The following is a 20,192-nucleotide window of genomic DNA, read 5'->3' on the forward strand; positions in this document are numbered from 1 at the left end:
AATACGTAAAAAAGCGCAGCTACGCTGCGCCTTTCAACCACTCGACAATAAAGTCGGCGATGCTTTCCGGTTGATTGAGATCCAGCTGCTTAGCTGAGATGGATAGTGGTCGGTCGCTGGCTACCGCCACGACAAACTGATCCAACATGTCTTCCAACGGTTTGCCGATCTTGGCCCGATAAAGCAGGATCTTGCTGACCGGCTCATGTTTAAACCCTTCCACCAGAATCAAGTCGACCTTATCGGCGTCAAAGCGCCCAGCCAGATAGCGCAGATCCAAAGGTCGTTGCTCCTGCGTTTCGGTCATTAATGCCCAGCGACGATCGCTGGCGACCAGCGTTTGCTCGGCGCCTGCTTTACGCAGCTCATAGCTGTCTTTACCCGGCGTATCCACATCCATGTCGTGATGCGTATGTTTGATCAGTCCAATCCTTACCTGACGCTGTTTCAGCAACGGGATCAGCTGTTTGAGCAGGGTGGTTTTTCCCGTACCGCTGTAGGCGCCGATGGCCAGCAAGGGAGGCAATGAACGATTCATTTCTTTAGCTCTCGTGTTTGCTGCCAATGTCGGCAGTCTTCCGGCGTATTCAGGTTATGAAATGCCGCTTGTTGTCCGCTGAACACCACGCGTTGTGCGTTAATCTGATGCAAGAACAGCATCAGCTTGCGTTCACCGCGCGCCAGATAGTCGGCCAGCTGCGGCGCTAGTTGGGTATGCAGTAACGCCAGCGTAGGGTGATCACGTTCGCCATCGCTGGCAAAGGCAGCCGGCGCTGCGCCTTTTTGCCGCCAGAGTTGTGCCACTAAGTCAGCGGGAAAGTCGGGGACGTCACAAGGGACGAAGGCCACCCATTCGCTGGAAGATTGCTTGAGCCCGGCCAGCATACCGGCCAACGGCCCGGCGAAATCGGGCGTCAGATCGCCAATCACCGGCAAACCGCTCGCCTGGTAACATGCCTGATTGCGATTGGCGCTGATGACGATGGAAGCCACCTGCGGCCGTAACCGAGCCAATATGTGTTGATAGAGTGCGATACCACCAATCGACACCAGGCCTTTGTCTTCACCGCCCATACGCGTGGCCCGTCCACCGGCCAAAATGACGCCGCTGATTTCTTTATGCATCTCGTTTATCCCGCCTTGTCGATGGGCTGATTGTAGCGCTAAAGCAGGCGTGACATCAGGATTTACCTTTATTGACAAGCCGGTTCTTTCACTGTGTGGGTAAGCCTGTTACTTTGTGAGTTTATTCATGCTATTGGACGATATTGAGATGAAAACGCATCGCGTAAACGAGTTGATCGAGCTGTTGCACCCGGCCTGGCAGGAAGATCCCGATCTCAATTTGATGCAGTTTTTGCAAAAGCTGGCGAAGGAAGCGGGCTTCCAGGGCGAGTTGTCCGAACTGAGCGACGACATTCTCATTTATCACCTGAAAATGCGCGGTAGCGCCGGCACGGATCAGATCCCGGGTCTGAAGAAAGATTACGAAGAAGATTTTAAAACGGCGCTGCTGCGCGCTCGCGGCGTTATCAAGGACTGATCCTCGTGCGGTGCGAGAAAGCATAGCGCGTGAAATGCGCCATTAATGCTACTATTTCTCATTCCCGGCACCGTGCTGTCAGCGATCAAACGAACGTTATGAATAACTCTGCTTTTAATTTCGAAACCCTGTCGCCCGATTTGATTATGGACGCGCTAGAAGGAGTTGGCCTGCGCGTCGATTCCGGCCTCACGGCGCTGAACAGCTACGAGAACCGCGTCTATCAGTTTATGGACGAAGATCGCCGGCGCTACGTGGTGAAGTTTTACCGCCCGGAGCGCTGGAGTGCCGCACAGATCGGTGAGGAACATCAGTTCGCTCTGGATCTGGCCGGCGCGGAGATCCCGGCGGTGGCGCCATTGGCGCTGCAAGGCGCTACCCTGCATACGCACGGCGGTTTTTTCTTTGCCCTGTTCCCCAGCGTGGGGGGCCGGCAATACGAGATAGACAATCTGGATCAGTTGGAATGGGTGGGCCGTTTTTTGGGGCGTATCCACCAGGTCGGCGGTGAGCGTTTGTTCGCTGAGCGGCCAACGATGGGGATTGAAGAGTACCTCACCGGCCCGCGTCAGGTGCTGGCCGATTGCGGGCTGCTACCGGCAACGCAGCGTGACGCGTTCCTGCAGGCGACGGATAATCTGATTACGGCGATCAAGTCGCACTGGCATCTGAACTGGCAGCCGCGCCGTTTGCACGGTGACTGCCATCCGGGCAATATTCTGTGGCGCGATGGCCCGCTGTTCGTCGATCTTGATGACGCGCGCAACGGCCCGGCAGTGCAGGATCTGTGGATGTTGCTGCATGGCGAACGTCGCGATCAACTGATGCAGCTGGATGTCTTGCTGGAGGCGTATAGCGAATTTGCCGAGTTCGATCAGCGCGAGCTGGCGTTGATTGAACCACTGCGGGCGATGCGCATGGTGTATTACCTGGCCTGGGTCGCTCGCCGCTGGCAGGATCCGGCCTTCCCTAAGAGTTTTCCGTGGATGGCGGAGTCTGATTTCTGGTTGTCTCAGACTGTGGCCTTCACCGAACAGGTTAAGCTGTTGCAGGAGCCCCCTCTGCAGCTGACGCCAATGTATTGAAGCTTTAACACAATGGAGAGTTTAGTCTTATGAAAAAAATATGGTTGGCGCTCGTTGGCATGGTGATGGCATTCAGCGCCTCGGCGGCACAGTTTAGCGATGGCGCTCAGTATGTGACTCTGGACAAACCGGTGACCGGCGAGCCGCAGGTGTTGGAGTTCTTCTCCTTCTACTGCCCGCACTGCTACCAGTTCGAGCAGGTCTATCATGTGTCTGAGAACGTAAAGAAAGCGCTGCCTGCCGGCACCAAAATGACCAAGTACCACGTGGAGTTCCTGGGGCCGTTGGGCAAACAGCTGACTCAGGCGTGGGCGGTGGCGATGGCGCTGGGCGTGGAAGACAAGGTGAGCCCGCTGATGTTTGAAGCGGTGCAGAAAACCCAGACCGTGCAAACGCCGGACGATATCCGCAACGTCTTCGTGAAAGCGGGCGTGACCGCTGCAGATTATGACGCGGCCTGGAACAGCTTCGTGGTGAAATCTCTGGTGGTTCAACAGGAGAAAGCCGCAGAAGATCTGCAGCTGCGCGGCGTGCCGGCGGTATTCGTCAACGGCAAATACATGGTTAAAAACGATGGCCTGGACACCAGCTCGATGGACGCTTACGTGAAGCAGTTCGCCGATGTGGTTAAATTCCTCAGCCAGCAGAAATAAGCCTGATTCAATATGAAAAACGCCGGCATCGCCGGCGTTTTTTTATCCGTATTGCCGCTTCAATTTATCCAGCAACCGGTCTTTTTCCTGCCACAGCGTATTCAGCCACAGCTGGAAGCGCCGCTTGAACTGTTTGTCGTTGAAGTAGTCGCCGTGCAGGGTTTCATCGATCGGCAGCGTCTCTATTCTCACCACGATACGCGTCAGCCGCCCACACAGCATATCCATAAAAGGCCGCTGGTTATTTTCCGGATAGAGCAGAGTAACGTTCAACACTTTGTCGAACTGATTGCCCAGCGCGCTGAGCGTAAACGCGATGCCGGCGGCTTTAGGCGCCAGCAAATTGCGATACGGCGAATTGCTTTTAATTTTCTTGGCTTCAGTGAAGCGCGAACCCTCGACGAAATTGACGATGGTGGTTGGACGCTGGCGGAATTTTTCGCAGGAACGGCGCGTCGTTTCGATATCCTTGCCGCGCTTTTCCGGATGCTTGAGCAAATAGGCGCGGGAATAACGCTTCATGAATGGCATATCCAGCGCCCAGCAGGCCAGGCCGACAAAAGGCACCCAGGCGAGCTGTTGCTTGAGGAAATACTTATTCATTGGAATATGATTTCTGAACAGCACGCATAACACGACAATGTCCGACCAGCTTTCGTGGTTGCTGATCAGCAGATACCAGTTTTTGCGATCCAACCCTTCCAGCCCTTCAATATCCCAACGCAATTGCCCGTTAATGCGCAATAACAGCGCCAGCCCTTGGCACCAACACCACATCATGAAATCGGCGAAAGCCGAGATATATCGCCAGACGGCGGGAATGGGCACCAGGAGTTTCACGATGCCGGCCAGCGTGATGGGGATGGAGCACAACACCGTCACCAGAATGGTAAGTATGACGGAAATGATAAAGATAACAGGCGTTAACAATCTTGGCATGATTATGGGCTGACGGTTGTTGGGAACATCGTTGCATGCCAAAGCGCATGAACAAAAACGCATTTTAACAGAAATCGCCGGGGTAAAGCGCCGCTAAAAATCACTGTTTTTCGTCTCGATGGATAACCATTTGCTGAGTTTTCGTGCAACTTGTCCAGCTTGTGCTATGGTAATTGAGGCGCCGAATTTGATTAATAGTGCGATTAAAATCCGGCGAAAGTTATATCCACAAATTCAATAAATGCCAGTAATAAAGCGTCGCCGGAATTCGTTCTTTTAACGCGGTGATTTAAATAGGAATTTTATTCGCCGTTATAACGATAATCGCAGCGTTATAATTCGGTCTCTTTTCTATGCACAAAGTTATCCACAGGTAAGATCTTGCGGATCCTCGCACACAATCACATCATTTTCGTCCGCAATGCACGCTAAGGTTCGTCTCCGGCGGCCAGCTATGGCATGCTTACCTCTATGTCCGATCACGATAAAGAAACGCTATGGCCCAGATTGCAGAAAACCCACTAATCCTGGTTGACGGTTCCTCCTACCTCTACCGCGCTTATCACGCCTTCCCGCCGCTGACCAACTCGGCGGGCGAGCCGACCGGCGCGATGTACGGCGTGCTGAATATGCTGCGCAGCCTGCTGCTGCAGTATCAACCGAGCCACGTTGCCGTGGTGTTTGATGCCAAAGGGAAAACCTTCCGCGATGATCTCTTCGCTGAATACAAATCACACCGGCCGCCGATGCCGGACGATCTGCGCGCGCAGATCGAGCCGCTGCACAGCATGGTCAAGGCGATGGGCCTGCCGCTGCTGGTGACACCCGGCGTTGAGGCGGACGACGTTATCGGTACGCTGGCGCTGGAGGCCGAAAAGGCCGGCCATGCGGTGCTGATCAGCACCGGCGACAAAGACATGGCGCAGCTGGTGACGCCGAACGTCACCCTGATCAACACCATGAACAACACGATCCTCGGCCCGCAGGAAGTGTGCGACAAGTACGGCATTCCGCCGGAGTTGATCATCGACTTCCTGGCGCTGATGGGCGATTCATCGGACAACATTCCCGGCGTACCGGGCGTGGGCGAGAAAACCGCCCAGGCGTTGCTGCAGGGGATCGGCGGGCTGGATGCGCTGTACGGCAATCTGGAGAACATCGCCACGCTGAGCTTCCGCGGCGCCAAAACCATGGCGGCCAAGCTGGAGCAGAACAAAGAGGTCGCGTACCTCTCCTATAAGCTGGCGACGATCAAAACCGACGTCGAACTGGATCTGACCTGCGCGGACCTGACGGTATCTGAGCCGGATGTCGATACGCTGCAACAGCTGTTCAAACAGTACGAGTTCAAACGCTGGCTGGCGGACGTGGAAGCCGGCGTCTGGCTGGAAAACAAGAAAGGCGCGGGCGCGAAAGCTGCCGGCGCCGCCAAACCGGCAGCCGCCGTGGAAGCGCCGAAAGCCTTGGCGGAAGCCAAGCTGTCCCAGGACGGGTATGTCACTATCCTGGATGAAGCGACCTTTACCGACTGGCTGGCGCGGCTGAAAAAGGCCGACGTGTTTGCCTTCGATACCGAAACCGACGGTCTGGATACCCTGACCGCCAACCTGATCGGCCTGTCCTTCGCGATCGCGCCGGGCGAAGCGGCCTATTTGCCGGTGGCGCACGATTATCTGGATGCGCCGGCGCAGCTGGATCGCGCTTATGTGCTGGAGGCGCTCAAGCCGCTGCTGGAAGACGAGAAGGCGCTCAAGGTCGGGCAAAACCTGAAGTTCGACATGAGCCTGCTGGCGCGCTACGGCATCGAGATGCGCGGCATCGCCTACGACACCATGTTGGAGTCCTATGTGCTGGACAGCGTCGGCGGCCGTCACGATATGGACAGCCTGGCCGATCGTTATCTGGGCCACAAAACCATCACCTTCGAAGAGATCGCCGGCAAGGGCAAAAACCAGCTGACGTTCAATCAGATCGCGCTGGAGCAGGCGGCGCCTTACGCCGCCGAAGATGCCGATGTCACGCTGCAGCTGCACCTGGCGATGTGGCCGCAGCTGAAACAGAGCGCGGAACTGCTGACGGTATTCAATGAGATTGAAATGCCGCTGCTGCCGGTGCTGTCGCATATCGAACGCACCGGGGTGCTGATCGATCCGGCCATTTTGTCGGCCCACTCCCAGGAGTTGGCCAAGCGTCTGGCAGAGTTGGAGGCGCAGGCCCACGAGCTGGCGGAAGAGCCGTTCAACCTGGCGTCGACCAAGCAGCTGCAGGCGATCCTGTACGAAAAACAAAAGCTGCCGGTGCTGAAGAAAACCCCGGGCGGGGCGCCGTCCACCAACGAAGAGGTGCTGGCCGAGCTGGCGCTGGACTACCCGCTGCCGAAGGTGATCCTGGAATACCGCGGCCTGGCGAAACTGAAGACCACCTATACCGACAAGCTGCCGTTGATGATCAATCCGGTCAGCGGCCGGGTGCATACCTCGTACCATCAGGCGGTGACCGCCACCGGCCGCCTCTCCTCGAGCGATCCGAACCTGCAGAATATCCCGGTGCGCAACGAAGAAGGGCGGCGCATTCGCCAGGCCTTTATTGCGCCGGAAGGCTACCGCATCGTTGCGGCCGACTACTCGCAGATCGAGCTGCGCATCATGGCGCATCTGTCACAGGATGAGGGGCTGCTGAAGGCCTTCGCCGAAGGGAAAGACATTCACCGCGCCACGGCGTCGGAAGTTTTCGGCGTGCCGTTGGATAAAGTGACCGGCGAGCAGCGCCGCAGCGCCAAGGCGATTAACTTCGGTTTGATTTACGGCATGAGCGCCTTCGGCCTGGCGCGTCAGTTGGGGATCCCGCGTGGGGAAGCCCAGCGCTATATGGATCTCTACTTTGAGCGTTACCCGGGCGTGCTGGATTACATGGAGCGCACCCGTCAGCAGGCTTCCGAGCAGGGCTATGTCAGCACGCTGGACGGCCGCCGTCTGTATCTGCCGGACGTCCGCTCCAGCAACGCCATGCGCCGCAAGGCGGCCGAGCGCGCCGCCATCAACGCCCCGATGCAGGGCACGGCAGCCGATATCATCAAGCGTGCGATGATCGAGGTCGACGCCTGGCTGCAAGGGCAGGAGAAGCCGTTGGTGCGCGCGATCATGCAGGTGCACGATGAATTGGTGTTCGAGGTGCATGAATCGGTGATCGAAGAAGCCAGCCAGCGCATCCGCCAACTGATGGAAGGCAGCATGGCTCTGGCGGTGCCGCTGAAGGTCGATGTGGGCGTCGGCATGAACTGGGATGAAGCGCACTGATCGCCGGGTTATCGCCGTATGCGCTAACTGGCGAGAAGCTAAGCACTTTTCGTAATTAAGCTACAAGATGCGGCGATAGTTTCCCCAACTTCGCCGTTCTTGCGCCGCAAATTGTGTAAGTAAACTACAAAAAATTCTTTTTCCCTGCGAAAAAATGATGTAGAGTTACAGGCGTAGGGTACAGAGGTAAGATGTTCTATCTTTCAGACCTTTTACTTCACGTAATCGGATTTGGCTGAATATTTAGCCGCCCCAGTCAGTATTGACTGGGGCGTTTTTTATTGTAAAAACAGCAGCAAACCATACGTTTTTCCTATCGCTCGGCCCCGCTTTTCATTTCAGCTTCCGCTCCCTCAATCCGCGTAATTCGGCGAGACAAGCCCGTTTTGGCAATAAGTCTTTATGATGGCTTTATTTCAAAAGTGTAATTAGATAACAAAAAATCCCGCCTGCGGCCGATCTGCGGGCATAAAAAAGCCGATGCGGCAAGGCATCGGCTCAAACGTGCGATCAGGGCTTATTCGCCGATGTCCTCTTCCGGCAGCACTTCCGGCGGGATCTCGTTAAACCAGGTGTCCAGCTTCTGGCGCAGCTTGTCGACGCCGATCTTTTTCAGCGATGAGAAGGCTTCGACCTGGATATCCCCCATAAACGGCAGCACCGCTTCACGCACCATGTTGAGCTGCGCCTTGCGTGCGCCGGAGGCCAGCTTGTCGGCCTTGGTCAGCAACACCAGCACCGGCGTGCCGACGTCGACCGCCCACTGGATCATCTGCTGGTCGAGATCTTTCAGCGGATGGCGGATATCCATCAGCACCACCAGCCCTTTCAGGCTGTTGCGCATCTGCAGGTATTCGCCCAGCGCGCGTTGCCATTTGCGCTTCATTTCTTCCGGCACTTCGGCGTAGCCATAACCCGGCAGGTCGACCAGACGAATGCCGTCTTCCACTTCGAACAGGTTGATCAGCTGGGTGCGCCCCGGCGTCTTACTGGTGCGCGCCAGGCTTTTTTGGTTGGTCAGCGTATTCAGCGCGCTGGATTTACCGGCGTTGGAACGGCCGGCAAAGGCGACTTCAATTCCTGCATCCCCCGGAAGATGGCGAATATCGGGTGCGCTGGTGACGAAATGGGTCACATGATAGTTGTAGTTCTTGCTGGTCAAAATTTTTCGTCTCCGTGAGGATGGCTAACTGGTTGGCGATTATAACTGCATCAGCGGTAAAAATGGCGTGTTTCTCCGTTTTTAAGCGGCGGGGCGCGATAAAACAACAGTTAAGCCGACCGTACGTTGTGAGACATTTGCCATTCGAATCGCGGGTAATGTCGCTTTATTCGAAAGTAATATTTCTGTTTTTATTTTAAAAACAACATGTTGTTTTTTCGTTGTGTGGAAATGTCAGTCAAATCGGTGTCAGGTGCCTTGAGCCTTCGCAACAATAACGTAAAGTACTCGTTAACGCAGGGTTGCGCAGGATTAGGGAACATCCGGGAAGGATGACAAATCTCAGGGAATGCACAGGGCGTGCAATGAGTGCCAGGATGAACACAAAAGGAAGTGACCCTTTCGCACCGGAATAGGCGGCAGGCACATCGGATGGTGAAGTATCGGCAGTTTGGATGCCCGCAGGAAGCGCGCTCGGGAAGAGCGGATGCGAATGGATTGCGCCATGGACGATTTTCCTTTCAGGATGAAGGACGTAGTGGCAGGGAATGCGGTTATAGCAGAAGGAAAAACCGGGATGTTGCATGTACGCAAGGAGCGCGTAACAGGAATACCCTTCGCAAGAAGGTGCGAAATAGGCGGCAGGTTTAACCTGCCGCCTTTTTCTTTGTCCGCTTTCTGCTAGATTCCGCCGCAATTCTATACTGAATCTACATACCTAAGAGCACACGCTATGAACCAGCCATCAAAAGCACCTCGCGGCAGCGCGGCGAAGTCAAAAACGAAAAAGAAAAGCCGTATGGAGCTCGATCAGGAAGCGCGCGAGCGCAAACGCCTGAAAAAACGCCGCGGCCACGCTTCCGGTTCACGCACTCAGGTCGAGTCCGGCAGCCAGAAAAACAAATCGGCGGCGGAAGCCAAAGATCCGCGTATCGGTAGTAAAGTGCCGGTTGCGCTGGTGGTCGATGAAACCAAAGTGAAGGCTAAACCGCAACCGAAGCCAAAGGCCGAAGCGAAACCGCGCCTGTCGCCGGAAGAAGAGCTGGCGAAGCTGGAAAATGACGAACGCCTGAACGCGCTGCTGGATCGCATCGACGATGGCGAAACGCTGAACGCGCAAGAGCAGGCGTATGTCGACAAGACGTTGGATCGCATCGATGTGCTGATGGACGTGCTGGGCATCGAGCTGGGCGATGAAGACGATGAGGAAGAAGAAGAGAAGCAGGAAGATATTCTGAAGCTGCTGAAAGGCGGCAACCCGAAGGACGCTTTTTAACGCGCCATGTGGCTGATCCCGACAATAGCCCTACTCTTGATGTGTTATCTGCTGTGGTTATTCGGTAAACTATGGGGGCTGTCTAAGCGCAAAGCGCGTTTTCGCAGCGCTTCCGTGGCCAGACAGCGCAGACAACCGCCCCTCTCCCGGCCCGGTAGAAAAAGATATCGGAAGGAGTGAGCATGTCAGAGCAGACGATTGTCTGGGATTTGGCCCTGATCCAAAAATATAACTACTCAGGGCCGCGTTATACCTCATACCCCACGGCGCTGGAATTTAACCAGCGCTACGACGAAGCTGCGTTTCAACGCGCCGCGGCGCGCTACCCTGAGCGCCCGCTGTCGCTGTATGTGCATATCCCTTTCTGCCATAAGCTGTGCTACTTCTGCGGCTGCAACAAACTGGTGACGCGTCAGACGCACAAGGCCGACGAATACCTGAATGTCTTGGTGCAAGAGATCGCCAGCCGTGCGCCGCTGTTCGCCGGCCGCAAGGTCGGTCAGATGCACTGGGGCGGCGGTACGCCAACCTATCTGGATAAAGCGCAAATCAGCCGGCTGGTGGCGGTGCTGCGCGAACATTTTGATTTTCTGCCCGATGCGGAGATGTCGATCGAAGTCGATCCGCGCGAGATAGCGCTGGATGTGCTCGATCATTTACGCGGCGAAGGCTTTAACCGTTTGAGCATGGGGGTGCAGGATTTCAACAAGCAGGTGCAGCAGTTGGTCAACCGCGAGCAGGATGAAGCCTTCATTTTCGCCCTGATCGAGCGGGCCAAAGCGCTGGGCTTCCGCTCGACCAATATCGATCTGATCTACGGCCTGCCGAAACAGACGCCGGAAAGTTTCGCCTTCACCCTGCAGCGGGTGGCTGAACTGAATCCCGATCGCCTCAGCGTGTTCAACTACGCGCATATGCCGAATTTATTCGCCGCCCAGCGCAAAATCAAAGACGCCGATCTGCCCAGCGCGCAGCAGAAGCTGGATATCCTGCAGCAGAGCATCGCGTTCCTGACTGACGCCGGCTATCAGTTCATCGGTATGGATCACTTTGCACGCCCGGACGATGAGCTGGCGATTGCGCAACGCGAAGGCAAGCTGCACCGCAATTTCCAGGGCTACACCACCCAGGGCGACAGCGATCTGCTGGGGTTGGGCGTGTCGGCCATCAGCATGCTCGGCGACAGCTATGCGCAGAACCAGAAAGAGCTGAAGCATTACTATGAGAGCGTACCGGCGCAGGGCAACGCCCTGTGGCGCGGGCTGGCGCTGACGGACGACGATTGTCTGCGGCGCGATCTGATCAAAACCCTGATCTGCAACTTCCGGTTGGCGTATCAGCCGCTCGAACGGCAATACGGCATCGATTTCACCGCTTACTTCGCCGAAGACCTGCAGCTGCTGGCGCAGTTTGAACGCGATGGGCTGGTGGAGCGCGACGAGCAGGGCATTCGCGTCACGCCGCGCGGGCGCTTGCTGATCCGCAATATTTGCATGTGCTTCGACCGCTATCTGCGGCAACAGGCGCGCAGCCAGCAGTTCTCTCGGGTGATCTGAGGATGAAAAAACAGCCGCTGATGCGGCTGTTTTTTTAACTGAAGAAGTTAATCAGCGCGGCGCACAACACCGCGGCAACCGCCGCCTGCGGGGTGTGGCTGGCGGCGGAGCCCAGCTCCGCGCCCTGAGAAATGAATACGATGAATGAGTCCAGCATCGTCAACCTCCAGAGTGTGCGACACGATCATACTGCGCCCTCGCCGGCTGTAAAGTCTGTGGTTGGCGTTTTTTTGTGCGCCGGACTGCGTTTTTCATCATCCACCCCGTTCCTATTCCATGCCCAGCTCTTTAAGCTTGCGGGTGAGGGTATTGCGCCCCCAGCCCAGCAGGCGCGCGGCTTCCTGTTTGTGCCCTTGGGTGTGGCGCAGGGCGGTGGTGAGCAGCGTGCGCTCCATTTCCGGCTGCGCTTCCGACAGCAGATTTTGATGACCGGAACGCAGCGCGCGATCGGCCCACTGCGCCAGCAGCGTGGCCCAGCTGTCCGGCAGACTGTGGCTGGGGCTTTCCGGCGCGGCGGTTTCGAACAGTTCGCCCGGCAGATCCTGAATCAGCACCTCTTGCCCGGCGGCCATCACCGTCAGCCAGCGGCAGGTGTTCTCCAGCTGGCGCACGTTGCCCGGCCAGGGCAGGCGGGTCAGCGCGGTTTCGGTTTCCGGATGCAGGTTCTTGGCCTCGACGCCCAGCTCCTTGGCGGCGATCTGCAGGAAGTGGCGCGCCAGCCGCGGGATGTCTTCACGGCGTTCGCGCAGCGGCGGCAGGTGTACGCGGATCACGTTCAGGCGGTGGAACAGATCCTCGCGGAACTTGCCTTCTTGTACCCGCAGCTCCAGGTTCTGGTGCGTGGCGGCGATGATGCGTACGTCGACCTTCACCGGCGCATAGCCGCCGACCCGGTAGAACTGGCCGTCCGCCAGCACCCGCAGCAGGCGCGTTTGCACGTCGAGCGGCATATCGCCGATCTCGTCGAGGAACAGCGTGCCGCCGTCGGCCTGTTCAAAGCGCCCCTGACGGATTTGGTTAGCGCCGGTGAAGGCGCCTTTCTCGTGGCCGAACAGCTCGGACTCGATCAGATCCTTGGGAATAGCGGCCATATTCAGGGCGATGAACGGTGATTTGGCGCGCGGGCTGTGGCGGTGCAGCGCATGTGCCACCAGCTCTTTACCGGTGCCGGATTCGCCGTTGATCAGCACGCTGATCGACGAACGCGAGAGCCGGCCGATGATGCGAAACACGTCCTGCATCGCCGGCGCTTCGCCGATGATGTCCGCCGCCGGATCGCTGGCCGGCTGGCTGCGCACCGGCTGCTGCTGTTCCTGATAATGGCTGATGGCGCGCTCGACCAGCGCCACCGCTTCGTCGATGTCGAACGGTTTCGGCAGGTAGTCGAAGGCCCCTTGCTGATAGGCGCTGACGGCCGCGTCCAAATCCGAATGCGCGGTCATGATGATCACCGGCAGCATCGGGTGGCGCTGTTTGATCTGCTTGAGCAGCGCCAGACCATCGATGCCCGGCATGCGGATATCGGACAGCAGCACGTCGGGGGTTTGCGTGGCCAAGGCTTCCAGCACGTCATTGCCGCCTTCGAAGGTGGCGCAGCTCAGGCCCGCGCCGGTGAGCGCGCGCTCAAGCACCCAGCGGATGGAGCTATCGTCATCGACGATCCAGACTATCCCTCGTTGCATTGCAAACCTCACTGACGAATGGGCAGGTAGACCGAGAATTCGGTATGACCTGGCCAACTGTTGAACTCAATTTTTCCGCAATGCTGATCGATCAGATTGCGGGCGATGGATAATCCCAGGCCGGTACCGCCTTCACGGCCGCTGACCATCGGGTAGAACAGCGTGTCCTGCAGCTGCGCCGGCACGCCGGGGCCGTCGTCTTCGACATCGATGCGCGCCGCCAGGCGATAGCGGGTGCCGTGCAACGTAATCTGAAACGCGGTGCGGGTGCGCAGCGTGATGGTGCCGCCCGCCTCACCCAGCGCCTGCAGCGCATTGCGGGTGATGTTCAGCAGCACCTGCTCTATCTGATCCGGGTCGTGGGCCATTTCCGGCAGGCTGGGATCGTAGTCGCGCACCAGCGTGACGTTATCCGGCATTTCCAGCGACACCAGCTGGCAGACGCGCTCCGCGACCTGATGGATGCTTTGGGTGATGTGCTGGCCGGGCCGCTGCGGTCCGAGCAGGCGATCCACCAGATTGCGCAGCCGATCGGCCTGCTCAATGATCACCTTGGTGTATTCGGTCAGCGCCGGATCGGGCAGCGCCTTGGCCAGCAGCTGCGCCGCGCCGCGCAGGCCGCCCAGCGGGTTTTTAATCTCGTGCGCCAAACCGCGCACCAGATCGCGGGCCGCCACCTGTTGGGCATGCTGCAGCTGTTCCTGGCTCAGGCGGCGCTGATTGTCCATCGGCGCCAGTTCGACCAGGATATAGCCTTCCGGCAGCGCCTGAGCGGTCAGGGAAAGGATATGCGCGCGGCCGTCGACCACCAGAGTCACTTCGTTGTCGGTGAAGCCCTGCCCGGCGCGCAGGCTTTCGCGCATCAAAGAGACGTTCAGCGAAAAATAACCGAGCAAATCGGGCAGCGGCGTGCCGAACAGCTTGCGGGAGCTTTGCGCCAGCAGCTGCTGTGCCGCCGGGTTGGCGTAGTGAACCGCCAGAGAGTCATCCAACAGCAGGATGCTGTTGATGAGTGAATTGAGGATCTGCCCAGCATCGGGCAGCTTGCCAGTTGCCATACAGCAGACTCCTGCACCTTTTTAGTGCATCTATCCTACTCCATCCGGGATCGACGCGGTATGGAATAGTTTTGCAGAAAATACGGTGGAGAAAAAAACCCATCCGAAGATGGGCTGAAAGTTTCCACGGCAACAAAAAAGCGATAACAAAAATTGTGGGCGCCGTCCGCCTTTGCAGACGGCGCGGGTAGGGCTTAGACGCTGTAGTACAGTTCGAACTCGACCGGGTGTGGCGTCATGCGAACGCGGTCCATCTCTTCTTTGCGCAGTTCGATGTAGGCATCGATCGCATCGTCGGTGAACACGCCGCCGCGGGTCAGGAACTCGCGGTCTTCGTTCAGTGCGGCCATCGCCTCGTCCAGCGAGCCGGCCACTTTTGGGATCTCGGCTTCTTCTTCCGGCGGCAGGTCGTACAGGTTCTTGTCCATGGCATCGCCAGGGTGGATCTTGTTGATGATGCCGTCCAGGCCGGCCATCAGCAGCGCGGCGAAGCACAGGTATGGGTTAGCCGCCGGATCCGGGAAGCGGGCTTCGATGCGGCGCGCTTTCGGGCTGGCGACCACCGGGATACGGATGGACGCGGAGCGGTTACGGGCGGAGTAAGCCAGCATCACCGGCGCTTCGTAGCCTGGCACCAGACGTTTGTACGAGTTGGTGGTCGGGTTGGCCAGCGCGTTGATCGCCTTGGCGTGCTTGATGATGCCGCCGATGTAGAACAGTGCGGTTTCAGACAGGCCGCCGTATTTGTCGCCGGCGAACAGGTTGGTGCCGTTCTTGGACAGCGACATGTGGCAGTGCATGCCGGAACCGTTGTCGCCGAACATGGGCTTCGGCATGAAGGTCGCGGTTTTACCGAAGGCGTGCGCCACGTTGTGCACCACGTATTTGTAGATCTGAATTTCGTCGGCTTTCTTGGTCATGGTGTTGAAGCGGGTTGCCACTTCGTTCTGACCGGCGGTCGCCACTTCGTGGTGGTGCGCTTCAACCACCAGGCCCATCTCTTCCATGGTCAGACACATGGTGGAACGCAGATCCTGCGAAGAGTCGACCGGTGGAACCGGGAAGTAACCGCCTTTCACCGCCGGACGGTGGCCTTTGTTGCCGCCGTCGTATTTTGTGCCGGAGTTCCAGGCGCCTTCGATGTCGTCGATGGCCACGTGGGAACCGCGGATGCTGCTGCCGAAGCGGATGTCGTCGAACAGGAAGAACTCAGGCTCTGGCCCGAACAGCACGGTGTCCGCGATGCCGGAGGAGCGCAGGAAGTCTTCGGCGCGTTTGGAGATGGAGCGCGGGTCGCGATCGTAGCCTTGCATGGTGCCCGGCTCGAGAATGTCACAGCGAATGATCAGCGTAGGTTCTTCGAAGAACGGATCCAGAACCGCCGTGCTGGCGTCCGGCATCAGCACCATGTCAGATTCGTTGATGCCCTTCCAACCACCGATAGAGGAGCCGTCAAACATTTTACCTTCTTCGAAGAAGTCGGCGTTTACCTGGTGAGCCGGGATAGTCACGTGCTGTTCCTTACCCTTGGTGTCAGTGAAACGCAGGTCTACGAATTTCACTTCATGCTCATTCAGCATCGTCAAAACGTGTTCAGCGGACATACTTAACTCTCCCGGTTTATCATTGTCGTCGTCGTGGAACGAATCTGTGGAACTGGCTTTTTTCGCCTTGAAAAGACTAAAGCGAAAAGCGTGCCAACTTTTAAAAAAGGCTTTCATCGCCTTTCTGCGCGGGTTTTACCCAACCACAGTATGCACCATCAGTGATAAATTGCACCGAAATGGTGCAATTGGGGTGGGCGTGGGCACTGAAATGGTGCAAAAGTGCAACGATTGCGGCTTTTTGCACCGTGAAAGGGATCACAAACTGACCGGTACGCGGTTGTTTATAAGAGATGGTTGTGATCTTGTTTAGTCCCTCGCTTAATACGTGTACAATAGCGCGCTATTTCTAATGCCCGAGGCAAAGCTGTGATCGAAAATTTGCGTAACATCGCCATTATTGCCCACGTTGACCATGGTAAAACCACCCTGGTTGATAAGCTGCTGCAACAATCCGGTACTTTCGGAGAGCGTGCGGAAGCCACCGAACGCGTAATGGACTCCAACGATTTGGAGAAAGAGCGTGGGATTACCATCCTCGCAAAAAACACCGCCATTAATTGGAACGGTTACCGTATCAACATCGTGGATACCCCGGGACACGCCGACTTCGGCGGCGAGGTAGAGCGCGTGATGTCGATGGTTGACTCGGTGCTGCTGGTTGTGGATGCAATGGATGGCCCTATGCCGCAAACCCGCTTCGTGACCAAGAAGGCCTTCGCCAACGGTCTGAAGCCGATCGTGGTCATCAACAAGGTTGACCGTCCTGGCGCGCGCCCTGACTGGGTTGTGGATCAGGTGTTCGACCTGTTCGTGAACCTCGACGCGACCGACGAGCAGCTCGACTTCCCGATCATCTACGCTTCTGCGCTGAACGGCATCGCCGGTGTCGACCACACCGACATGGCGGAAGACATGACCCCGCTGTATCAGGCGATCGTCGACCACGTGTCTGCGCCGCAGGTTGAGCTGGAAGCGCCATTCCAGATGCAGATCTCCCAGTTGGACTACAACAACTACCTGGGCGTTATCGGCATCGGCCGCATCAAGCGCGGTAAAGTGAAGCCGAACCAGCAGGTCACCATCATCGACAGCGAAGGCAAAACTCGCAACGGTAAAGTGGGTAAAGTGTTGGGTCACCTGGGTCTGGAGCGTATCGACAGCACCCTGGCGGAAGCGGGCGACATCATCGCCATCACCGGCCTGGGCGAGCTGAACATCTCCGACACCATCTGCGACACCAACGCCGTAGAAGCGCTGCCGGCGCTGTCCGTCGACGAACCGACCGTAACCATGTTCTTCAACGTCAACACCTCGCCGTTCTGCGGTAAAGAAGGTAAGTACGTGACGTCGCGTCAGATCCTTGACCGTCTGAACAAAGAGCTGGTGCACAACGTGGCGCTGCGCGTTGAAGAAACCGACGATGCGGATGCCTTCCGCGTATCCGGTCGTGGCGAGCTGCACCTGTCGGTGCTGATCGAAAACATGCGCCGTGAAGGTTTCGAGCTGGCGGTTTCCCGTCCGAAAGTTATCTTCCGCGAAATCGATGGCCGCAAGCAGGAGCCATTCGAGAACGTAACGCTGGATATCGAAGAGCAGCATCAGGGTTCCGTGATGCAGGCGATGGGTGAGCGTAAAGCCGACCTGAAAAACATGGATCCGGACGGTAAGGGCCGCGTGCGTCTCGACTACGTGATCCCAAGCCGCGGTCTGATCGGCTTCCGTAACGAATTCATGACCATGACTTCAGGTACCGGTCTGCTGTACTCCACCTTCAGCCACTACGACGACGTGCGTCCGGGCGAAGTGGGCCAGCGTCAGAACGGCGTGCTGATCTCCAACGGCCAGGGCAAAGCGGTCGCGTTCGCGCTGTTCGGCCTGCAGGATCGCGGCAAGCTGTTCCTGGGCCACGGTGCGGAAGTGTATGAAGGCCAGATCATCGGTATTCACTCACGTTCCAACGACCTGACCGTAAACTGCCTGACCGGTAAGAAGCTGACCAACATGCGTGCTTCCGGTACTGACGAAGCGACTACCCTGGTTCCGGCCATCAAAATGACCCTGGAGCAAGCTCTGGAGTTCATCGATGACGACGAACTGGTAGAAGTGACGCCAACCTCGATCCGTATCCGTAAGCGTCACCTGACGGAAAACGATCGTAAGCGTGCCAGCCGCGGTCCTAAAGACGCTTAATCGCTGATTGAGTGTCTCATGCTTAGGGCGCGGTTCTCGCGCCCTGAGTTTTTTCCTCTGTTGTTCCCCGTTTGTGCGGCGCGCTATGCGCTTTTCCGTTCGCTCCCTGTTCAGCTGTTCCTTTTCCCGCTACAGTGAAATCTCACCGGCCCATCAGGAGAGGACTATGCTGTATATCTTTGATTTAGGTAATGTGATCGTCGATATCGATTTCAAGCGTGTGCTGGGCGTGTGGAGCAATTTGAGCGGCACGCCGTTGGCGGTGCTGTCCGATCGTTTCGCCATGGGTGAGGTGTTCCAGCAACATGAGCGTGGTGAAATCAGCGATGAAGACTTCGCCGGCAAGCTGTGCGATGAAATGGGCATTGCGCTCAGCTTCGAACAATTCGCCACCGGCTGGCAGGCGGTATTTGTCGCGCTGCGCCCGGAAGTGATCGACATCATGCAGCGCCTGCGCAACGAAGGCCACCGGGTGGTGGTGCTGTCGAACACCAACCGTCTGCACTGCAACTACTGGCCGCAGCACTATCCTGAAGTGGCCGCCGCCGCCGATCATCTCTATTTGTCGCAAGATCTCGGCATGCGCAAGCCGGAGGCCGATATCTATCAACATGTGCTGGCCGCGGAAAACACCGCCGCCGCCGACGCGGTGTTCTTCGACGATCACCCGGCGAACGTCCTCGCCGCGCAGGCGCTGGGGATCAAGACGGTGCACGTCACCGATCGCGACGTGGTGCCGGCCTATTTTGCTCAATGAGCGCAGGGCGCGTTAAGCTTAAGGCGTATCAACGGACATCAAGGAGTGACCATGTCGTTTTTCCGCCGCAAGAAGCTGCCCTCTGCGATTAAGCCCGGCGTCACCTTCGGACGGCTGCTGTACCAGCGTATCGATCATGATGGCCTGACGATGTTGGCGGGCCATCTCGCCTATGTTTCCCTGCTGTCGCTGGTGCCGCTGGTCACCGTGGTGTTCGCGCTGTTCGCGGCTTTCCCGATGTTTTCCGACATCAGCGAGCAGCTGAAGAGCTTTATCTTTTCCAATTTCGTGCCGGCCGCCGGCAACGTGATCCAGAACTACCTGGAACAGTTCGTCGCCAATTCCAACAAGATGACCGCCGTCGGCACCTGCGGGCTGATCGTCACTGCGCTGTTGCTGATTTCCTCGGTGGACAGCGTGCTGAACACCATCTGGCGCAGCAAGAACAAACGGCCGATCGTCTTCTCCTTCGCCGTGTACTGGATGGTGCTGACGCTGGGGCCGCTGCTGGTGGGCGCCAGCATGGCCATCAGTTCTTACCTGCTGTCGCTCAACTGGCTGGCGCAGACCGGCGTCAATGGCCTGGTGGATCAGGTGCTGCGCATCTTCCCGTTGATTTTGTCGTGCATCTCCTTCTGGCTGCTGTATTGCATCGTGCCGACGGTGCGCGTGCCGCCCAAAGACGCGCTGATTGGCGCGGTGGTGGCCGGATTGCTGTTCGAGCTGGGCAAGAAGGGATTCGCGCTGTACGTCACCATGTTCCCTTCCTATCAGCTGATTTACGGCGTGCTGGCGGTGATCCCGATTTTATTCCTGTGGGTCTACTGGAGCTGGTGTATCGTGTTACTTGGCGCGGAAATCACCGTGACCATTGGCGAATATCGCGACTACCGCCGGCAGAAGGCGGAGCAACAGGAACCAAAACCAGAAGGGCAGCAGGAATGATTGCGTTGATTCAACGGGTGTTAAACGCCAGCGTCACGGTGGGTGGCGAGACGGTAGGCAAAATTGGCCCCGGTTTGTTAGTGTTATTGGGCGTGGAGCAGGGCGATAACGAGCAAAAAGCGCAGCGCCTGTGCGAACGCGTGTTGGGATACCGCATTTTCGGCGACGAGAACGACAAGATGAACCTCAACGTCCAGCAGGCCGGGGGCAGCGTGCTGGTCGTTTCGCAGTTCACCCTGGCGGCGGACACCCAGAAAGGCATGCGGCCCAGCTTCTCGCGCGGCGCCGCGCCGCAGGAAGCCGATCGGTTGTATCAATATTTTGTTGGCCAGTGCCGCGAACGCGGCGTAGAGACCCAGACCGGCGAGTTCGCCGCCGACATGCAGGTGGCGCTGGTCAACGATGGTCCGGTGACATTCTGGCTACAGGTCTAAGCATTCGGA

Annotated in this window: 19 protein-coding genes; 11 read left to right on the forward strand and 8 right to left on the reverse strand. The window is 57.6% G+C overall.

Annotation, left to right across the window (positions count from 1 at the left end):
* Positions 1-19: 19 nt before the first annotated feature.
* Together mobB and mobA are read right to left on the reverse strand one after the other, a co-directional pair.
* The gene (gene mobB / locus ACMGF9_RS23795; protein WP_015379461.1) at positions 20-538 is read right to left on the reverse strand and encodes a molybdopterin-guanine dinucleotide biosynthesis protein MobB; all 519 of its coding nucleotides are present in this window, start codon (positions 536-538) and stop codon (positions 20-22) included.
* A complete protein-coding gene (gene mobA / locus ACMGF9_RS23800) occupies positions 535-1,125 on the reverse strand; it encodes a molybdenum cofactor guanylyltransferase MobA (protein WP_015379460.1) in 591 nt (196 codons plus the stop codon). The genes mobB and mobA overlap by 4 nt, the downstream gene beginning before the upstream one ends.
* Positions 1,126-1,273: 148 nt before the next feature.
* Here mobA and ACMGF9_RS23805 point away from each other — a divergent pair, with 148 nt between their 5' ends.
* The 3 genes from ACMGF9_RS23805 to dsbA all read left to right on the forward strand — a co-directional run bounded on the left by ACMGF9_RS23805 (position 1,274) and on the right by dsbA (position 3,281).
* Positions 1,274-1,543, forward strand: coding sequence for a YihD family protein (locus ACMGF9_RS23805; protein ID WP_004931268.1), 270 nt, complete (start codon positions 1,274-1,276; stop codon positions 1,541-1,543).
* Between the two features lie 98 nt (positions 1,544-1,641).
* The gene (locus tag ACMGF9_RS23810; RefSeq protein WP_015379458.1) at positions 1,642-2,628 is read left to right on the forward strand and encodes a serine/threonine protein kinase; all 987 of its coding nucleotides are present in this window, start codon (positions 1,642-1,644) and stop codon (positions 2,626-2,628) included.
* A 29-nt stretch (positions 2,629-2,657) separates the two neighbouring features.
* Complete coding sequence (gene dsbA, locus ACMGF9_RS23815; RefSeq protein WP_004931264.1) at positions 2,658-3,281, forward strand: thiol:disulfide interchange protein DsbA; 624 nt, start codon at positions 2,658-2,660, stop codon at positions 3,279-3,281.
* A 42-nt stretch (positions 3,282-3,323) separates the two neighbouring features.
* Here the strand turns inward: dsbA and ACMGF9_RS23820 are convergent, their stop codons facing one another.
* Positions 3,324-4,220, reverse strand: a complete 897-nt coding sequence (locus ACMGF9_RS23820) for an acyltransferase (protein WP_015379457.1) — start codon at positions 4,218-4,220, stop codon at positions 3,324-3,326.
* Between the two features lie 497 nt (positions 4,221-4,717).
* Between ACMGF9_RS23820 and polA the strand changes: the two genes are divergently transcribed.
* Entirely contained in the window at positions 4,718-7,516 is a 2,799-nt protein-coding gene (gene polA, locus ACMGF9_RS23825) for a DNA polymerase I (RefSeq protein ID WP_021504486.1), read from the forward strand.
* 517 nt (positions 7,517-8,033) lie between these two features.
* Here the strand turns inward: polA and yihA are convergent.
* Positions 8,034-8,678 (reverse strand): ribosome biogenesis GTP-binding protein YihA/YsxC, encoded by a 645-nt coding sequence (gene yihA / locus ACMGF9_RS23830; RefSeq protein ID WP_004931258.1) that lies wholly within the window; start codon positions 8,676-8,678, stop codon positions 8,034-8,036.
* A gap of 733 nt (positions 8,679-9,411) precedes the next feature.
* Here yihA and yihI point away from each other — a divergent pair.
* Positions 9,412-9,954 carry a Der GTPase-activating protein YihI gene (gene yihI, locus ACMGF9_RS23835; RefSeq protein WP_015379455.1) on the forward strand — a complete coding sequence of 181 codons (543 nt, stop codon included), beginning with the start codon at positions 9,412-9,414 and terminating at the stop codon, positions 9,952-9,954.
* Positions 9,955-10,136: 182 nt separating this feature from the next.
* Entirely contained in the window at positions 10,137-11,510 is a 1,374-nt protein-coding gene (gene hemN, locus ACMGF9_RS23840; RefSeq protein WP_414160461.1) for an oxygen-independent coproporphyrinogen III oxidase, read from the forward strand.
* 34 nt (positions 11,511-11,544) lie between these two features.
* Here hemN and ACMGF9_RS23845 read toward each other — a convergent pair whose 3' ends face one another.
* The 4 genes from ACMGF9_RS23845 to glnA all read right to left on the reverse strand — a co-directional run bounded on the left by ACMGF9_RS23845 (position 11,545) and on the right by glnA (position 15,854).
* Positions 11,545-11,667, reverse strand: a complete 123-nt coding sequence (locus ACMGF9_RS23845) for a YshB family small membrane protein (RefSeq protein WP_015379453.1) — start codon at positions 11,665-11,667, stop codon at positions 11,545-11,547.
* Between the two features lie 112 nt (positions 11,668-11,779).
* Positions 11,780-13,192 (reverse strand): nitrogen regulation protein NR(I), encoded by a 1,413-nt coding sequence (gene glnG, locus ACMGF9_RS23850; RefSeq protein WP_015379452.1) that lies wholly within the window; start codon positions 13,190-13,192, stop codon positions 11,780-11,782.
* 8 nt (positions 13,193-13,200) lie between these two features.
* Positions 13,201-14,250 (reverse strand): nitrogen regulation protein NR(II), encoded by a 1,050-nt coding sequence (gene glnL, locus ACMGF9_RS23855; protein WP_004931246.1) that lies wholly within the window; start codon positions 14,248-14,250, stop codon positions 13,201-13,203.
* Positions 14,251-14,444: 194 nt separating this feature from the next.
* The gene (gene glnA / locus ACMGF9_RS23860) at positions 14,445-15,854 is read right to left on the reverse strand and encodes a glutamate--ammonia ligase (protein WP_025304715.1); all 1,410 of its coding nucleotides are present in this window, start codon (positions 15,852-15,854) and stop codon (positions 14,445-14,447) included.
* A gap of 46 nt (positions 15,855-15,900) precedes the next feature.
* On the opposite strand from glnA, the gene ACMGF9_RS23865 reads away from it, so the two are divergent.
* The 5 genes from ACMGF9_RS23865 (at position 15,901) to dtd (ending at position 20,183) form a co-directional block, all read left to right on the forward strand.
* Positions 15,901-16,167 carry a hypothetical protein gene (locus tag ACMGF9_RS23865; RefSeq protein ID WP_103086273.1) on the forward strand — a complete coding sequence of 89 codons (267 nt, stop codon included), beginning with the start codon at positions 15,901-15,903 and terminating at the stop codon, positions 16,165-16,167.
* A gap of 56 nt (positions 16,168-16,223) precedes the next feature.
* On the forward strand, positions 16,224-18,047 hold the full coding sequence (gene typA, locus ACMGF9_RS23870; protein ID WP_004931243.1) for a ribosome-dependent GTPase TypA: 1,824 nt from the start codon (positions 16,224-16,226) through the stop codon (positions 18,045-18,047).
* Positions 18,048-18,213: 166 nt separating this feature from the next.
* Positions 18,214-18,804: a glucose-1-phosphatase gene (yihX, locus tag ACMGF9_RS23875; protein ID WP_004931242.1), complete on the forward strand. Its 591-nt coding sequence runs from the start codon at positions 18,214-18,216 to the stop codon at positions 18,802-18,804.
* Between the two features lie 51 nt (positions 18,805-18,855).
* Positions 18,856-19,749, forward strand: a complete 894-nt coding sequence (locus ACMGF9_RS23880; protein ID WP_004931239.1) for a virulence factor BrkB family protein — start codon at positions 18,856-18,858, stop codon at positions 19,747-19,749.
* Positions 19,746-20,183 (forward strand): D-aminoacyl-tRNA deacylase, encoded by a 438-nt coding sequence (gene dtd, locus ACMGF9_RS23885; RefSeq protein ID WP_025304712.1) that lies wholly within the window; start codon positions 19,746-19,748, stop codon positions 20,181-20,183. Before ACMGF9_RS23880 ends, dtd begins: the two co-directional genes overlap by 4 nt.
* The last annotated feature ends 9 nt before the right edge of the window (positions 20,184-20,192 follow it).

This window comes from Serratia sp. BNK-23 (genome assembly GCF_047456145.1).
Lineage (GTDB): Bacteria > Pseudomonadota > Gammaproteobacteria > Enterobacterales > Enterobacteriaceae > Serratia > Serratia nematodiphila.

What these genes read in the sequence shown, in the direction of transcription:
- mobB (WP_015379461.1), bottom strand. Translation starts at nt 538, where the DNA reads ATGAATCGTTCATTGCCTCCCTTGCTGGCCATCGGCGCCTACAGCGGT.
- mobA (WP_015379460.1), bottom strand. Translation starts at nt 1,125, where the DNA reads ATGCATAAAGAAATCAGCGGCGTCATTTTGGCCGGTGGACGGGCCACG.
- ACMGF9_RS23805 (WP_004931268.1), top strand. Translation starts at nt 1,274, where the DNA reads ATGAAAACGCATCGCGTAAACGAGTTGATCGAGCTGTTGCACCCGGCC.
- ACMGF9_RS23810 (WP_015379458.1), top strand. Translation starts at nt 1,642, where the DNA reads ATGAATAACTCTGCTTTTAATTTCGAAACCCTGTCGCCCGATTTGATT.
- dsbA (WP_004931264.1), top strand. Translation starts at nt 2,658, where the DNA reads ATGAAAAAAATATGGTTGGCGCTCGTTGGCATGGTGATGGCATTCAGC.
- ACMGF9_RS23820 (WP_015379457.1), bottom strand. Translation starts at nt 4,220, where the DNA reads ATGCCAAGATTGTTAACGCCTGTTATCTTTATCATTTCCGTCATACTT.
- polA (WP_021504486.1), top strand. Translation starts at nt 4,718, where the DNA reads ATGGCCCAGATTGCAGAAAACCCACTAATCCTGGTTGACGGTTCCTCC.
- yihI (WP_015379455.1), top strand. Translation starts at nt 9,412, where the DNA reads ATGAACCAGCCATCAAAAGCACCTCGCGGCAGCGCGGCGAAGTCAAAA.
- hemN (WP_414160461.1), top strand. Translation starts at nt 10,137, where the DNA reads ATGTCAGAGCAGACGATTGTCTGGGATTTGGCCCTGATCCAAAAATAT.
- ACMGF9_RS23845 (WP_015379453.1), bottom strand. Translation starts at nt 11,667, where the DNA reads ATGCTGGACTCATTCATCGTATTCATTTCTCAGGGCGCGGAGCTGGGC.
- glnG (WP_015379452.1), bottom strand. Translation starts at nt 13,192, where the DNA reads ATGCAACGAGGGATAGTCTGGATCGTCGATGACGATAGCTCCATCCGC.
- glnL (WP_004931246.1), bottom strand. Translation starts at nt 14,250, where the DNA reads ATGGCAACTGGCAAGCTGCCCGATGCTGGGCAGATCCTCAATTCACTC.
- glnA (WP_025304715.1), bottom strand. Translation starts at nt 15,854, where the DNA reads ATGTCCGCTGAACACGTTTTGACGATGCTGAATGAGCATGAAGTGAAA.
- yihX (WP_004931242.1), top strand. Translation starts at nt 18,214, where the DNA reads ATGCTGTATATCTTTGATTTAGGTAATGTGATCGTCGATATCGATTTC.
- ACMGF9_RS23880 (WP_004931239.1), top strand. Translation starts at nt 18,856, where the DNA reads ATGTCGTTTTTCCGCCGCAAGAAGCTGCCCTCTGCGATTAAGCCCGGC.
- dtd (WP_025304712.1), top strand. Translation starts at nt 19,746, where the DNA reads ATGATTGCGTTGATTCAACGGGTGTTAAACGCCAGCGTCACGGTGGGT.